Origin of the sequence: Mycoplana azooxidifex (assembly GCF_014196765.1) — a bacterium.
GTDB lineage: Bacteria > Pseudomonadota > Alphaproteobacteria > Rhizobiales > Rhizobiaceae > Mycoplana > Mycoplana azooxidifex.
Genome location: NZ_JACIEE010000005.1, coordinates 502,222 through 517,244, shown reverse-complemented (window position 1 = coordinate 517,244; position 15,023 = coordinate 502,222). Strand labels below are relative to the sequence as shown.

Here is a 15,023-nt window from a genome sequence, read left to right as displayed (position 1 = left end):
TCTTTCCTCAAACTGTGGAATCGGCGAGCGCGCGCAGATAAACCCAAGGGTAAATGCCGCGGTCGTGACCATCGGAGAAAACGAGGCGCACCGCATAGGCGCCGATGGGGTCGGCGCCGGTGAGCGTGATCGCCTCGAACACTTCTGCCCGACCGTCGATGCGGGACCGCACCTGGCCGGCCGCGCGGCTATGCGCCCGCAGCGCCGCCGCCGGGATGTCCGACACGACGCCGTCGTCCCAGGTGACGGATAGGGTGCTGCGGGCTGCGTTGACCTTGAGACTGAGAGCGATCATGACGTTTCCTGATTGGCTCGCCCATCTTAGGAATCGAGGAAGCCGAAACACGCAATAAATTGCCAACATGGACGTTCGGCTTCGTCCTCCTTGCTCCCAACGGCCTTTGAGCCAAGGCATCCAGCCATCTAAGGAACCGGGACGCGTTTGGAGCACATCCACTGGCCAGTACGCAGCGGCGCGTCGAACACCGGCTGAGCGTCTGCGTCAAGGACTGGCCTTGGACGAACGTTTCACAATTGCTGAATTTTTTAGTCTATAATTTCTATATAAAAAATATATTTTCTAGTTACCTAGAGTTCCGGTTTTGTGGTCACGCTGAACAATGGAGGATGAAATGTCCAAGCCCGTACTGGCCGAGCAGGAAATAGCCGACTCCGATATAATTCCGCTGACCGTCAGGACCGGCGCTGAAGTAAGAAACGTCAGGTTGTCGGGTGATTTGCCGGAGCAGACAGTGTCGGCGATCAACCGCATACTCCTGCGGCACAAGGTGGTGTTTTTCAGGGGGCAGGATCATTTGGACGATGCGGAACAGGAGCGCTTCGCCAGGCGGCTCGGTGACCTCGTTCCCCATCCTACGCAAGGTGCCGTCCAAGGGACCTCCTCTATCCTGGAGTTGGACTCCGGACGGGGCGGAGGGCGGGCTGACCAATGGCATACGGACGTGACCTTCGTCGACGCCTATCCAAAGTTCTCGGTGCTTCGGGGTGTCGTCGTACCACCGGCCGGCGGCGACACGATCTGGTCAAATACCCATGCTGCTTATGAGGATCTTCCCCCGCCGCTGAAGTTGCTGGTTGAAGGCCTATGGGCGATCCATAGCAATGACTACGACTATGCCGCGGCGCGGCCGCGAGCGAGTGCCGAAGAGGCCGAACACTACGATAAGGTGTTCACATCCACGGTTTACGAGACCGAGCATCCTGTGGTCAGGGTTCATCCGGAAACCAAGGAGCGCACGTTGCTGCTGGGCTCATTTGTCCGCAGGTTCGTCGGCCTCTCTAAAAGCGATTCCGCCAAACTCTACGAAATCTTACAAAGCTATATCACATCACCTGAAAACACTGTGCGTTGGCACTGGCAAGCCGGCGATGTCGCGATTTGGGACAATCGTGCAACGCAGCACTATGCGGTGAACGACTATGGCGACCAGCACCGGGTGGTTCGGCGTGCCACGGTTGACGGTGATGTGCCTGTCGGCGTGGACGGCCGTCGAAGCGTCACCCGCACGAAAGTTACCAAGATTCCAGTGACGAAAGCCGGGTAGACCACGGGTGGCGCACTTATAGGTCTTGGTCTCCCGCGATACGTCCACGTTGCTGTTTGGAATTGGCAGAAACTCCATTTGTCCAATGAGAAGGATCAATCATGTCGAACAAGCAGATGAAGCTTGGGGTCTTTGCGATGTCGCCTGGGCACCACGTTGCCGCATGGCGCCAGAAAGACGCGCAGGCCGATCTCGGATCCAACTTCAAGGCTTTTGTGCAGATCGCCCAGCAGGCGGAGGCCGCCAAGTTCGATATGGTCTTTCTGGATGATATCGTCGCTGTCAAGGACACCAGCGCCGAGACCGGGACGCGCGTTGCGAGGTCCGCGTTCTTTGAGCCGACGACGCTTCTCTCCGGTCTTGCAGCCGTAACCAGCAGGATTGGTCTCACTGCGACAGCGTCAACGACCTACAATGATCCTTACGGATTGGCGCGACGCTTCGCCTCGCTCGATCTCATCAGTGACGGCCGGGCGGGCTGGAACCTTGTCACATCCAATACTGAAGCCGAGGCTCAGAATTTTGGGACACGGCCCATCCCAGACACCACGAACGCTACGAGCGGGCTGAAGAATTCATCGATGTCGTGTTGGGCCTGTGGAACAGTTATGCTGACGCCGCTTTCCTTCATGACAAGGAGACAGGCCTTTATCTCGACCACGAAAAACTGAATGTCCTCGGGCACCGCGGCAAGCATTTTTCAGTGAAAGGTCCACTCAACGTCGCGCGCTCACCACAGGGTCACACGGTGGTCGTCCAGGCCGGTTCCTCGGAGCCAGGCAAGGAACTTGCAGCACGCACAGCGGAAGTCGTTTTCACGGCACAGCAAACGCTTGCCGATGCCCAGGCATTCTACTCCGATCTCAAGGGTCGATTGGCAAAATATGGCCGCAGCGAGAGCCAGCTCAAGATCATGCCCGGAATATTCCCTGTCGTCGGTCGCACGCGACAGGAAGCCGAGGAAAAATTCGAGGAACTGCAAGAACTGATCCACCCCGCGGTCGGTGTGGGACTGCTATCCTACATGATCGGCGATTTTGACCTGTCCCAGTATCCACTCGACGGACCGGTGCCGGAGTTGCCGGAAACCAACGGGGGGAAAAGCCGGCAACACCTGCTGTTCGATCTGGCGCGGAAAGACAACCTCACGATCAACCAGTTGGCCAAGCGTATCGCCGGGGCGAGGGGACACTGGCAGGTTGTCGGGACTGCCGAAGATATCGTGGATCTCTTGGAGGACCGCTTTAAAAACGGTGGAGCTGATGGCTTCAACGTCATGCCGCCCACGCTGCCCGGTGGTTTGACGGATTTCATCGAACTCGTCGTTCCCGAACTGCGTCGGCGTGGGTTGTTCCGGTCCGAATACGAGGGAGCGACCCTACGGGAGAACCTCGGACTGGAGGTCCCGCGCTGGAACCCCAAGCCTAAATCCGTGGCTGCGGAGTAACGCAGATGGCACGCCGGGCTCGCGAATCAAGCTCGGGGTGTTTCTTCCTGGCGGCGGCCAGTACATCGCTGCGTGGCGTCATCCCGGTTCTCCTTCCGACGGTGCGACGAATTTCGACTTTTATCCGGAGCTCGCAAAGGTTGCAGGGGCGCTCGATCAACAAGGTCTCGCTGATCCAAAAGGACAAACCATGACTTTGCAAAACACTGAAAAAGCGATCCTGATTGGGGACGGCAGACGCTCGTTCCGCCGCTCGTTCCGCGCAAACGTCGAGATCCTGAACCATCCAATTTCTCTGGTGGGACGATTCCTGTCCCGTTACGGTGTCTTGCTCGGATTTCTTTTGCTCTGGCAGGTTGCGAGCCACGTTGGATGGTTCAATTCCGCGGTCCTGCCACCGCTCGACACCATACTGGTCGCTCTGTGGAACGGGGTTGTCGGCGGGGCACTGCTCGACGATATCGCGATCAGCCTGCAGCGATCTGGCATCGCCTTCCTCGCAGCTGTTGTCGTAGCGATACCCATCGGGTTGTTCATGGGGCAGATTCGCGCCGTCGACCGAGCGCTCGATCCGATCCTTCAGCTTTTCAGGCAGACTTCAGCACTCGCACTTTATCCTGTCTTCATCCTGCTGCTGGGGCTAGGCGAGGCGTCTAAGGTTTTCGTCATTTTTTGGGCGACGTTGTTCCCGCTCTTGCTGAACACGACCAGCGGTGTGAAGGAAGTCGATCCCAAGCTCATCGAGATGGCCCGCGTTTATGGGGCCTCGCGCCTTACGGTCTTTCGCCGCGTCGTGATACCGGCAGCCATTCCCTCCATCTTTGTTGGACTAAGACTTTCTGCAACGACGGCGCTTCTCCTCCTGATCGCCTCCGAGATGATTGGTGCAAACAGCGGTATCGGCTTTCAGGTCATGAATGCGCAGTACAATTTCCAAATTCCGTTGATGTTTGCAGCAATCTTCCTGCTCGCCCTGCTTGGTTTGATCGTGAATTACGCGCTGGTCCTGCTTCAGAAGAGGTTATGCCAATGGAGCGAAGTATCGAATTGACCACATTCTCCCAGTTTTGCTTCCTTTCCTTGATGGAGACCTTGATGAGATCGTTATCCTTCCGTTCGCTTACACTGAGCTTTATCGTGATGGCAGGACTTTCGGCGGTCACGCCGCTATCGGCCCAGGCAGGCGAAAAAGTCACCTTCCGCCATCTCTCGACGAATGGCGGCATCGAGGCTTTCGAACTTGCCAACGAGCTTGGCTATTTCGAAGGCACCGATGTCCGGCTGGAATCGCTCGGATATTCGCAGGGCGGCCCTCAAAGCCTGTTTGGAGTGGCATCAGGCAGCATCGACGTGGGGAGTGCCGCTACGCCGGCAGTGCTCAACGCGATTGCGAGCGGAAATGACTTCGTCGGCGTCTTTCCCGGAAACGGAATCAACGAGACGACGAGAGGCACCTTCTATGTGCTTGAGGACAGTCCGATTACATCGGTGAACGATATTGCCGGAAAGACAATCGCTGTGAACACGCTGGGTGCTCATCTGGATTATGTGGTGCGCGAGGCGCTTTACAAGCAAGGCAAGCAGCAGAACGAGGTGCAATTGGTGACGGTTCCCGGACCGCAACTCGAGCAGACGCTCCGTTCGAAGCAAGTCGACATTGCCGCCGTCGGGCATTGGCAAGCCACGTTCGACGGTCAGTTACGCAAGAATGGCGGCGTGCGGGCGATCTTCACGGATACTGATATTCTTGGGGAAATCGCAGGCGGTTTTGTCGTTCTGAAACGCGACTTCATCAATGCCCACCCAGACGCCGTCAGGGTCTTTGTGGAGCAATCCGGCCGCGCCGCTGACTGGGCGAGAGAAAATCCGGAAGATGCAAAGGCAAAGCTTGCCGAAGTTCTTGAGCGAAGAGGGGAGAACAAGGAAATCGCACAGTTCTGGGCGGGATTTGGGCTCCGGCCGGCTGCAACTCCGACCGCACGGGACGTCGATTTCTGGATAGAGGTTCTGGAACGGGAAGGTGCTCTGCCGAAAGGCAAGTATCAGGCCGAAAGCATCCTCTACAAGCGCGATAGCAGCACTCAGTGAACGCGGTGCTATGATGACGCTTGCTTCAGATAATGTAAGGGGTCAGGTCACGGTTCGAGACCTGACCAAGACCTTCACAATCAACCAGAAAGCCTTGACCGTACTGAAGGGGTTTAATCTCGATATACGGCCGGGCGAGTGCCTGACGATCGTTGGAGCGAGTGGATCAGGCAAGACCACGCTTTTGCGTGTGCTCGCGGGGCTTGAGGCCGCTGATGGCGGAGATGTTCAGATCGACGGCAGATCTATCACTGGCGTCGGCAGGGAACGCGCCGTCATTTTCCAGGAACCCAGGCTTCTGCCCTGGCTGACGGTTCTTGGTAACGTGGCGTTCGGTCTCGAGGTTCGAGGCGAACCTCGAAAACAGGCGGAAGAGTGGGCACGGCGATATATTTCGCTGGTAGGCCTCGGCGATTTCGGTGATGCCTATCCTAAGCAATTGTCGGGCGGAATGGCGCAGCGTGTCGGGATTGCGCGGGCTCTGACAGTGCAGCCCGAGATATTGCTGTTGGACGAGCCCCTCGGTGCGCTCGATGCGATGACAAAGATCACCATGCAAGAGGAACTCACTCGCATCTGGAGCGAAGAGAGGGTGACAATGGTCGTTGTCACACACGATCTGGAGGAGGCCGTCTATCTGGGCGACCGGGTTCTCGTCCTGCCGAAAGAAAGGGGCGGTGCGATTCGCTTTCTCGACATCGATCTACCGCGCCCGCGCGATCGCAGCGAACCGAGGTTCGTCAAATACCGAGAAGATTTGTTACGGGAATTTGGTTTGCACTGACGTCGAGGGACTAGGCCGGATCGACATTCAGCGTAACCAGATCATAGCGGCGGCGATGTGGATGAAGCCTTCGAAGTGAATGGTCCTGCGGTCGTAGCGCGTGGCGAAGCGGCGGAAATGCTTCATCCGGTTGAAGCAGCGTTCGATGCGATTGCGATGTTTGTAGGCGACTTCATCGTGCGGGATGATGATCTTGCGCGTGCGGTTTGACGGGATCACCGCCTCTGCTCCCATGTCGGCAATCGTCTCACGCAAGGCATTGCTGTCATAGGCTTTATCCGCCAGAACGGCATCTCCGCTCTGCCTTTCCAGAAGAGCCGGGGCTTGCGTGATGTCTCCGACCTGGCCGGCGGTCACGATGAAGCGCAGCGGTCGACCCAGCGCATCGGCGAGCATGTGGATCTTGGTGGTCAGTCCACCTCGGGAACGCCCCAGCGCCTGATCCTTGGCCCCCCTTTTCCGGATGCCGCCTGCTGATGGGCACGAACGATCGCACTATCGATCATCAGATACTGGTTATCGCGGTCTGCCGTCAGCGCCTCGAGCACCCGTTCCCCTATGCCGGCTTTGCCACAGCCGAATGATGTTTGCGCGGGTCTGGTGGCTGTCGATGCCGCCTGCCAGGAGGCGCTCGATCATCGCGTCTGCTCGGCCTCGGTGATCTTCAAGATTCTGGCCCGTAGTCGTGATCCGGCTCCGAGCGTCATTCGCTCATTGTCGCTCGGTGCTCAAAAGCTGCTGGGGTCAGCGGTGTGCAACCAAGATCCTTTGATCGGACTTCTCAATCGTCGCACGCTCGATAAGGTGAAAATCGACCGGCAAGCCCCGCCCCAGGCCCACCATGAAATCTCCGTGAAGCACGACGAAATCAACAATGCTCTTATTGGTTCAAACATGGAATAATTTTCTTTGCCTATAGTTTTAGTAGGCCATAGGCTTTGCTAACTCTTGTTTCGATCACTGGCTTTGCGACGTCATGGCTCATCCTGCATCCGGTCTGGGTGGCGCCTCAACCTTCGTCGCGACCGGGGCGCCGACAGCAGAAATCATCGGGTGACGCGCCGCCCGTCTGAACCCTTCTTTCGAGGACCACCGCATGACGATCCATACTAGGCCTCTCCACTTGCCGACCGTCGATTTTTCCCGCTTCTATGGAAGCCCCGCCGAGCGTGAGGAATTCATCAGGGAGCTGACCCGCGTTCTGCACGATCACGGCTTCTTCTACCTCGTCGGCCATGGCGTCCCGCAGAGCCTGATCGAGGACGTGCTGGCCGCCTCCAAACGGTTCTTCGCCTTGGCCGAGGCGGACAAGCTGTCGATCGAAATGGTGAAATCGTCGCATTTTCGCGGCTACAACCGCGCCGGTTACGAGCGGACCCGCGGCGAGCAGGATTGGCGCGAGCAGCTCGACATCAACACCGAAGGCACGCCGGTCGAGAGCGGGCCGGATACGCCCTGGAACCGCCTCTACGGTCCGAACCAGTGGCCGGAGGCCCTGCCGGAGTTGAAGGCGCTGCTGCTGCGCTACCAGGCGGAAGTCACCCGCGTCGGCATCGACGTGCTGAAGGCCATCGCGCTTTCGCTCGGCCAGCCGGAAGGCGCCTTTGCCGAGATCTATGAGCCGTCGCCCTCGCAGCTTTTGAAGATCATCCGCTATCCCGGTCGCGATGCCGCCGGCAGCGACCAGGGCGTCGGGGCACACAAGGACGGCGGTTTCGTCACGGTTCTCCTTCAGGATACGACGCCGGGCCTTCGGATCCGTACCGAGGACGGCGTCTGGATCGAGGCTCCGCCGGTGCCGGGGACCTTCGTCGTCAACAGCGGGGAGCTTCTGGAGCTTGCGACGAACGGTTTCGTGCGGGCCGACGTGCACGACGTCGTCACCCCGCCCGCGGGTACGGAACGCTTCTCCGTCGCCTTCTTCCTCGGCGCGCGCTATGACGCGGCCATCCCTGTCATTCCGTTGCCGGAGGAGCTGAAACGTGGCGAACGCGGCGTGACGGTCGATCCGCTCAACCCCATCTTTCGCGAAGTCGGCATCAACCACCTGAAGAGCCGTCTGCGCTCCCACCCGGATGTGGCGGCGAAGCATCATCCGGACCTGCTGCATCTTCTGGAAAAGCCATCCAAGGCCTGATCCTGACCCGCGCAAAACCTATCATCGGCCCGATCTGGGCCGGGCAGTCACGGCGTTTCGACATTTGCGGGACGCCGACGCGGGCGGACGACCTCCCAGGTCCGCCCGCATTTTCCATTTCAAGCTGACAGAACGTATTCTGTCACCACGCCTGGCGCCTGCCGGCGGCCAGCCGCCGCTCCAGCCACTGGCTGTAGCGGGAGGCTCCGAAGCAGATGACGAAATAGACGACGGCGACGACGATGTAGGCCTCGTTGTAGAAGCCCAGCCATTTTGGATCCGCGGCTGCGGCGCGGGCGGCATTGAGAAGGTCGAAGATGCCGATGACGGCAAGCAGGGATGTCGCCAGCAGAAAGCCGATCGCGAGATTGACCATGCCCGGAATGACGACGCGGAAGGCTTGCGGCAGGATGACGAGGCGCTGCGTCTTCCAGTAGCCGAGGCCGAGCGAAGTCGCCGCCTCCGCCTGTCCGTTGGGAATGGCCTGGAGCCCCGCGCGGATGACCTCGGCGATGTAGGCTGCCCAGAACAGCGTTACCATGACGATCGCGCGCAGCATCTTGTCGATGGAGAGGCCGTCCGGCAGTGCCATCGGCAGGATCAGCATGGCGACATAGAGGATGGCGACCATCGGCGTGCCGCGCATCAGTTCGATATAGAGGACGGAGAAGGTGCGCAGGCCCCCGAGCGTCGAGCGGCGGGCCAGCGCCAGCAGCACGGCAATCGGCGTGGCAGCGGCAAAGCAGACGGCCCAGACGAAGAGCGTCACCGGCAGTCCGCCCCATTGGTTCGAGGGGATCGGCGTGGATGTGAAGGCGCCCTGCATCAGCAACCAGCAGGCAAGGATCGTCAGCGGCCAGGCGAGAAGGAGCGGACGGCCCCAGAAGCGGGGCAGGGCGCTTGCCGACAGGATCGCCGCAAGCAGGAGGATGACGAGCGACGGCCGCCATTGCAGATCGGGCGGGTAGAAGGCGAACAGGATGAAGCGCAGCTTGGCCGCGACGAAGGCCCAGCAGGCGCCGTCCCGGGAGCAGGCGCCGGCATCACCGGTGAAGGTGGCGTCGAGCACCGCCCAGCGGAGGAGCGGTGGCACGACCAGATACAGCAGCAGCAGCGTCGCGACGGTGATCAGCGTGTTTGCCCGGGAGCCGAGCAGGCCGGTGCGCAGCGCCGTGAGGGTGCGGGTGGCGGCCGTCATCGTACGCTTCCCCGCAGCGCGACGCGGTTGTTGTAGGCGTTCATCAGGGCGGAAAGGGAAAGGTTAATCGCGAGGAAGGTGCCGATCAGGATAAGCAGCGCTTCCATGGACTGGCCGGTCGTGTTGGCTGTCGTATTGATGATGCTGACGAAGTCGGGAAAGCCAATGGCGACGGCGAGGCTGGAATCCTTGGTGAGGTCGAGATAGCTCGACGTCGTCAGCGGCGTGATGACCCGCAACGCCTGCGGCAGCACGACGAGACGGATGATCTGGCCGTCGTGCAGGCCCAGCGCCCGCGCCGCCTCCCATTGGCCGGTGCCGACGGACTGGATGCCCGCCCGCACGATCTCCGCGATGAGCGCGGAGAATTTCACGACGAGGCCGGTGAGGAGGGCGGCGAATTCCGGCGAGAGATTGAGACCGCCGCGGATGTTGAAACCGGCGAGCGCCGGCACCTCGGCAACGGGCCGGGCGCCGGAGAGAAAAAGGAGGCAGAGGGTTGCGGCGAAGGTGAACACGACCGCCGCGACGCCGGTTCGGCGCGTCAGGCGGCGTGAGAAGCGGAGCGCCAGAACAAGGACGCCGCCTGCGAGGCTTGCAAGCGCCAGGGCTGCCGGCAGGCCGAGCGGACCGCCCTCCAGGGCCAGCGCTGGCGTGTAGATGCCGCGGTTGGTGAGGAAGACTGTACCGAAGAGAGCGGAGGCCTGGCGCGGCGCGGGCAGGGCCTTTGCCAGCGACATCCAGAAGAAAAGCTGGAGCAGCAGCGGCGTGTTGCGGGTGATCTCGATGAACCAGCGCACGAGCCCGGAAAGCAGCAGGTTGCGTGAAAGGCTGGCAATGCCGACGGCAACGCCGAGAATTGTGGCCAGGACACAGCCGAGCAGGGAAACCTTGAGTGTATTGAGAAGCCCCGCGAGGATTGCCCGGAGATAGGTGTCGCCGGCGCGGAAGGCGATCGGGCTCTCGCCGATCTCGAAATTCGCGGAACCGGTCAGGAAACCGAAACCGGGCAGGATGCCGACCCGTGCCATGGTTTCGAGCACACTCTGGATGAACAGCCAGCCCAGAAGTGCGCATGCGGCCAGAAAGGCGAACTGGCCGATCGGCCAGCCGCCCCACCAGGCGCGAACTTTCCCGATCGTGCCGGGCCTCGGAGGGCCTGGCACGATGGCATGGAATACGCGTCTGTCAGACATCAACGGAACGGCGGCGAATAAAGCAGACCGCCATCGGTCCACAGGCTGTTGTAGCCGCGTTCCCAACCGAGCGGCTTCAGGTTGCGCTCGTAGATCTCGCCATAATTGCCGACAGTCTTGATGATGTTGTAGGCCCACTTCGGGTCGAGCCCCAGTTCCTGGGCGAAGGACGGATCTTCGCCGAGGAAGCGCTGGATGGCCGGATCGTCCGAGTCGAGGAATGTATCGACGTTTGCCGAGGTGATGCCCCATTCCTCGGCCTGGATCGTCGCGTTCACCGTCCAGTTTACGAGCTCCAGCCACCGGTCGTCGCCCCCGGCGATTGCCGGTGCGAGCGGTTCCTTGGAAAGGCGCTCGGGCAGAAGCACGTAGTCGTCCGGGTTCTTCAGCTGAGTGCGCTTGCCGACGAGGTCGGAGGAATCCTGCGTGATCGCGTCGACCCGGCCCGATTCCAGCGCGTCGATGAACTGTCCGGTATCCTCGATGGTGACCGGCGTGAAATTCTTGCCCGTCTTGCGGAAGAAGTCGGCGACGTTGAGTTCGCCCGTGGTGCCGCTCTGCGCGCCGATGGTCGCGCCATCGAGATCGGCGGCCTTCGTCACGCCGAGATCCTTGCGCACGAGAATGCCCTGGCCGTCATAGAAGACCGTCGGGCCGAAGTGGAAGCCGAGCTTGAAGGCGCGGGTGGCGGTGACCGTCACTCCGGACAGCAGGACGTCGAATTCGCCGCTCTGGAGGGCGGGAAGGCGCTGCTGCGGCGAGGAAGAGGTGAACTCCACCTTGTCGGGGGTTCCGAAGACGGCAATGGAAAGGGCGCGGCCGAAATCGATGAAGAAGCCCTGCCACTTGCCGTCGCTGTCCGGCGCGAAGAAGCCGGGCGTCGTGCCGACGCCGACCTTGATGGTGCCGCGCTGGTTGATCTTGTCGAGCGTCGGTCCGGCATGGGCTGTTCCTGAAAGCATCGTGGTGGCGAGGAAGGTGGCCGCCACCGTCGCCTTGACTGCCCGCTGGAAGATTTTTTGCACTATCATGTTGAAATGTCCCCATTTTCAAAAAAGGTGGTCTTCCGCCGGATGGACCGTTTCGGCTCGCTGGCGGAAGGTTCATCTATATTATCTATAAAAATAGTGTATTTAAGAAATGGATGTCCCAATTTGTGCACTGAGAAGGGAAATTGCTTCCCGGCGGCGGTGCCGGGGCGCCATGTATCAATCGGTGAAGGAGCGTTGCCTGCAAGGAGAACGTCCCAATGGCCCTGCCGGCGTGCGGGCTGCGCAAATGGATTTCCCGGGTTGACTTGAATGGTGCCGCATCGGGGCGTCGCCGGGGTCACGCGGCGCAGGGCCAGAGGACGCCAATCCGCCGGATGCCTCTGCGCAGGAACAAAATTCCTCAACGCCGAAGAGATATAATTCATAAAATCTATCAACTAGGTGTATTTTTGATAGGCTGGATACCTCAGTTGCGAGGGGACATCCGATGAGCCAACAATCCGAAACCATTTTCTCGAAAGGCGTCTCGCGGCGCGGCCTGATCGAGGCAGCGGGCGTGACGGCGGCCGCAGCCGCGGCCGGCGTGATCGGCGCGCGGTCCACGCGCTATGCCATTGCCGGCAACCTCATTCCCATCAAGCTGGAATGGACCGAGGTGGCGGCCTGCCATTCGCCGGTCGGCTTCGGCCTTGCCAAGGGCATCTATGCAAAGCACGGCCTCGAGGTCGAACTCTTTTATCAGGGGGCCAGCGGCCAGACCCTGATCCAGGCGCTCGCCACCCGCAAGGCGGAGGCAGGTCCGGGCCTGCTGTACGACTGGCTGAAGCCGATCGAGCAGGGTTTCGACGTGCGCCTCTTCGCCGGTTCGCACGGCGGTTGCCAGAGCGTGCTTGTCAAGCCGGATTCAGGCATCAAGACGCTGACGGACCTCAAGGGCAAGACCATCGGAACCTTCGACGTCATGTCGCCTTCGCGCGTCGCTTTCTCGGTCGCGCTCGCCAAGACCGGCCTCAACCCGGATACCGACGTGACGTGGAAGGTCTTCCCGTTCGATCTCGTCGCCGAGGGTGTGCTGAAGGGCGAGGCGGACGCTGTCGCCCACATGGATCCCTGGGCCTATTCCTACGAAAAGCAGCATGGGTTCCATCGCGTCGCCGATACCCAGACCGGCACGTTCCAGGACCGCGTCTGCTGTGTGCTCGGCGTCAACGGCGACTACTACGAAGCCAACAAGGACGCGATCAAGCGCGTGGCGGCGGCAAACCTCGAAATCCACCAGTACACGTCCAAGCATCCGGACGAGGTGGCGAAGTGGTATTTCGACACGCTGAGACCCGGCCTGCCGCTGGAGGACCTGACCGAAGTCCTGGCATCCTTCACCTATCATGACCACTGGTTCGGCAAGGACCTGCTGAAGGAAGTGCGGATCGGCTACGAGGACCTTAAGCTGACGGGCGTCATTGATGCCTCGACCGATCCGGAAGAGATCGCAAACCGCATCACCATCGACATCTTTGCGTGATCCCATGAGCGCTGCGGTTGAAGATGGTCTCGAGGGGGCAGGGCGGCGATCGTTCGCCCTGCCGATCGACAGTGTCTGGTGGAACGGCCTGCTGGCGGCTGGCACCTGGTTTCTTGCGGCGGCGCTTACCTATGGCCTGCCCGACGTCATCACCTGGGGGGCGACGGAGCTCTTTGCGCTCGTGATCCTCGTTGGCGCGGGCATTTTCCTCGCCCTTTCCTTCACGGTGTATCGCCTCGGCAGCGTCGGGCGGACGCTGGTGCACTACGGCCCCTGGTTCATCGTGCTGGGCCTCTGGCTCGCCATATGGGAAGTGGTGACGGCAAAGCTCGGCTGGCTGCCGAAGCCCTTCTTCTCGCCGCCGCAGGGGCTCCTGCACGTCTACGTGACGGACTGGGACCGCCTGCTGATCTGCATCGCCTATACGGGCCGGCTTTGGGGCCTCGGCTTCTTCTCGGGTGTTCTCGTCGGGTTTGCGGCCGGGGTGGCGCTCGGCTGGTCGAAGCGCTTCGCCTATTGGGGGATGCCGCTCCTGAAGCTGATCGGGCCGGTGCCGGCAAGTGCCTGGATTCCCTGCACCTTCTTCATCTTCCCGACGACTTTCCACGCCTCGATCTTCCTCGTGGCGCTTGCGTCCGGCATTCCGGTCGCAATTCTCACGGCCTCCGGCGTCGGCCAGGTGAACCGGTCGTACTACGATGTCGCGCGCACCCTGGGCGCCGACAACCGCTTCCTCGTGCTGAAGGTGGCGATCCCGGCCTCGCTGCCGAACGTCTTCGTCGGCCTGTTCATGGGACTCTATTACTCCTTCGCGGTGCTGGTCGTGGCGGAGATGCTCGGCGCCAAGTTCGGCCTCGGCTGGTATCTCCAGTTCAACACGGCCTATTCGGCCTACGCCAATGTCTACGCCGCGCTCATCATCATGTCGCTGATCTGCGCCGGCCTCGTGCGCCTGCTCTTCGTCGTGCGCGACCGCCTTCTCAATTGGCAGAAGGGAATTCTCTGATGTCTCTCGCTCTTGCCAAAACCGGTTCCTCCGCCAGCATTGCGCTCGATGTCGAAGGCGTTTCGCACCGCTACGGCCTCGACGGCAAGGAACTCCAGGTCCTCGACAATGTAAGTCTGGCCATCGAGCCCGGTGAATTCGTCGCGCTGCTCGGTCCCTCCGGCTGCGGGAAGTCAACGCTTCTGCGGCTTGCCGCCGGGCTGGAGACGCCGACGGCCGGCAAGGTGCTGGAGGATGGCCGGCCGATCACGGCCCCGAACCCGGACCGCATCCTCGTCTTTCAGGACCCGACGCTTTTCCCCTTGCGTACCGTGCGGGCCAACGTCGCGACGGGCCTCGAAGCGCGCGGCATCATTCGCGAGCGGGAGCACCGCATCGGTGAAGTCTTGAAACTGGTGAAGCTAGAAAGCTTCGCCGATTTCTATCCCCATCAGTTGTCCGGCGGCATGGCGCAGCGCGCGGCACTCGCCCGCGCGCTCGTCAACGATCCGAAACTGCTGCTGCTCGACGAGCCCTTCGGCAAGCTCGATTCGCTGACGCGGCTCAGAATGCAGAACGAGCTTCTCGATCTCTGGAAAAACGCGGGTTTCACCGCGCTGCTCGTCACGCACGATGTCGAGGAGGCCCTTCTCTTGGCCGACCGGGTGGTCGTTCTCTCTGACCGTCCCGCCTCGATCGTCGCGGAAGTGCGTGTCGGCCAACCCCATCCGCGACGGCGGGACGACGCCGATCTCGTCGCGCTCCGCCGCTCGCTGCTCGAAAAGCTGGGGATCTCGGATGACGTCTAGCGGTCGGACCTATCAGGTTGTGGCGATCGCCGGCGGTTTTTCCGCGCTGCTTTCGTTCGGCTGGTGGTGGCTGATCTTCAGCCAGGTCGTCGAGAACGACTACCTCACCGTCGGCCAGGCCGTCACATGCCTTGCAGGGGCGAGCGATCTCTGCGCGCTCGCCCAGGCGCTCTGCACCAACGACCATCTCTATGGCCTGCGGTGGTATGCACCGGAAGCCTTCTGGGCGGCTTCGGCCGTCTTCGTAACGGGTGTGCTTCTGTCCGCCCGCAACTCGCGCGCCTGAAGGCGCCTCATCCA

14 protein-coding genes and 2 pseudogenes are annotated in these 15,023 nt (G+C 61.1%); 11 read left to right on the top strand and 5 right to left on the bottom strand.

The features are described 5' to 3' along the window. Positions 1-7 precede the first annotated feature (7 nt). Positions 8-295, bottom strand: a complete 288-nt coding sequence (locus GGQ64_RS14295; protein WP_183805346.1) for a DUF971 domain-containing protein — start codon at positions 293-295, stop codon at positions 8-10. Positions 296-632: 337 nt separating this feature from the next. Here GGQ64_RS14295 and GGQ64_RS14290 point away from each other — a divergent pair, with 337 nt between their 5' ends. From GGQ64_RS14290 to GGQ64_RS14270, 5 genes and pseudogenes are all read left to right on the top strand, one after another. Further along, positions 633-1,565 (top strand): TauD/TfdA dioxygenase family protein, encoded by a 933-nt coding sequence (locus GGQ64_RS14290; protein WP_183805344.1) that lies wholly within the window; start codon positions 633-635, stop codon positions 1,563-1,565. Between the two features lie 101 nt (positions 1,566-1,666). After that, a pseudogene (locus tag GGQ64_RS14285) lies at positions 1,667-3,012 on the top strand (LLM class flavin-dependent oxidoreductase). 190 nt (positions 3,013-3,202) lie between these two features. Beyond that, positions 3,203-4,063, top strand: a complete 861-nt coding sequence (locus GGQ64_RS14280; RefSeq protein WP_183805480.1) for an ABC transporter permease — start codon at positions 3,203-3,205, stop codon at positions 4,061-4,063. Positions 4,064-4,107: 44 nt separating this feature from the next. Beyond that, positions 4,108-5,100 carry an ABC transporter substrate-binding protein gene (locus tag GGQ64_RS14275; protein ID WP_183805342.1) on the top strand — a complete coding sequence of 331 codons (993 nt, stop codon included), beginning with the start codon at positions 4,108-4,110 and terminating at the stop codon, positions 5,098-5,100. A gap of 13 nt (positions 5,101-5,113) precedes the next feature. Continuing rightward, positions 5,114-5,884, top strand: coding sequence for an ABC transporter ATP-binding protein (locus tag GGQ64_RS14270; RefSeq protein WP_183805478.1), 771 nt, complete (start codon positions 5,114-5,116; stop codon positions 5,882-5,884). 27 nt (positions 5,885-5,911) lie between these two features. On the opposite strand, the pseudogene GGQ64_RS14265 reads toward GGQ64_RS14270, so the two are convergent. Then, positions 5,912-6,355: pseudogene (locus tag GGQ64_RS14265) on the bottom strand (IS5 family transposase); the annotation flags it as partial. 129 nt (positions 6,356-6,484) lie between these two features. Between GGQ64_RS14265 and GGQ64_RS14260 the strand changes: the two are divergent. Both GGQ64_RS14260 and GGQ64_RS14255 read left to right on the top strand, forming a co-directional pair. Further along, positions 6,485-6,787, top strand: coding sequence for a hypothetical protein (locus GGQ64_RS14260; protein WP_183805486.1), 303 nt, complete (start codon positions 6,485-6,487; stop codon positions 6,785-6,787). 193 nt (positions 6,788-6,980) lie between these two features. After that, positions 6,981-8,021 (top strand): isopenicillin N synthase family dioxygenase, encoded by a 1,041-nt coding sequence (locus GGQ64_RS14255; RefSeq protein WP_183805340.1) that lies wholly within the window; start codon positions 6,981-6,983, stop codon positions 8,019-8,021. Between the two features lie 142 nt (positions 8,022-8,163). On the opposite strand, the gene GGQ64_RS14250 is transcribed toward GGQ64_RS14255, so the two are convergent. Genes GGQ64_RS14250 through GGQ64_RS14240 form a run of 3 tightly spaced genes read right to left on the bottom strand, consistent with a single transcriptional unit; the run spans position 8,164 to position 11,446 of the window. Continuing rightward, entirely contained in the window at positions 8,164-9,219 is a 1,056-nt protein-coding gene (locus GGQ64_RS14250; protein WP_183805338.1) for an amino acid ABC transporter permease, read from the bottom strand. Beyond that, positions 9,216-10,415: an amino acid ABC transporter permease gene (locus GGQ64_RS14245; protein WP_183805336.1), complete on the bottom strand. Its 1,200-nt coding sequence runs from the start codon at positions 10,413-10,415 to the stop codon at positions 9,216-9,218. Before GGQ64_RS14245 ends, GGQ64_RS14250 begins: the two co-directional genes overlap by 4 nt. After that, on the bottom strand, positions 10,415-11,446 hold the full coding sequence (locus GGQ64_RS14240) for an amino acid ABC transporter substrate-binding protein (protein WP_183805334.1): 1,032 nt from the start codon (positions 11,444-11,446) through the stop codon (positions 10,415-10,417). The genes GGQ64_RS14245 and GGQ64_RS14240 overlap by 1 nt, the downstream gene beginning before the upstream one ends. Positions 11,447-11,894: 448 nt before the next feature. Here GGQ64_RS14240 and GGQ64_RS14230 point away from each other — a divergent pair, with 448 nt between their 5' ends. The 4 genes from GGQ64_RS14230 to GGQ64_RS14215 are packed head-to-tail and all read left to right on the top strand — an operon-like array spanning position 11,895 to position 15,009. Beyond that, a complete protein-coding gene (locus GGQ64_RS14230; RefSeq protein ID WP_183805330.1) occupies positions 11,895-12,929 on the top strand; it encodes an ABC transporter substrate-binding protein in 1,035 nt (344 codons plus the stop codon). Positions 12,930-12,933: 4 nt separating this feature from the next. Further along, positions 12,934-13,935, top strand: a complete 1,002-nt coding sequence (locus tag GGQ64_RS14225; RefSeq protein WP_210300254.1) for an ABC transporter permease — start codon at positions 12,934-12,936, stop codon at positions 13,933-13,935. After that, positions 13,935-14,723: an ABC transporter ATP-binding protein gene (locus tag GGQ64_RS14220; protein ID WP_183805326.1), complete on the top strand. Its 789-nt coding sequence runs from the start codon at positions 13,935-13,937 to the stop codon at positions 14,721-14,723. The genes GGQ64_RS14225 and GGQ64_RS14220 overlap by 1 nt, the downstream gene beginning before the upstream one ends. Further along, positions 14,713-15,009, top strand: coding sequence for a hypothetical protein (locus GGQ64_RS14215; RefSeq protein ID WP_183805324.1), 297 nt, complete (start codon positions 14,713-14,715; stop codon positions 15,007-15,009). Before GGQ64_RS14220 ends, GGQ64_RS14215 begins: the two co-directional genes overlap by 11 nt. Positions 15,010-15,023: the final 14 nt, after the last annotated feature.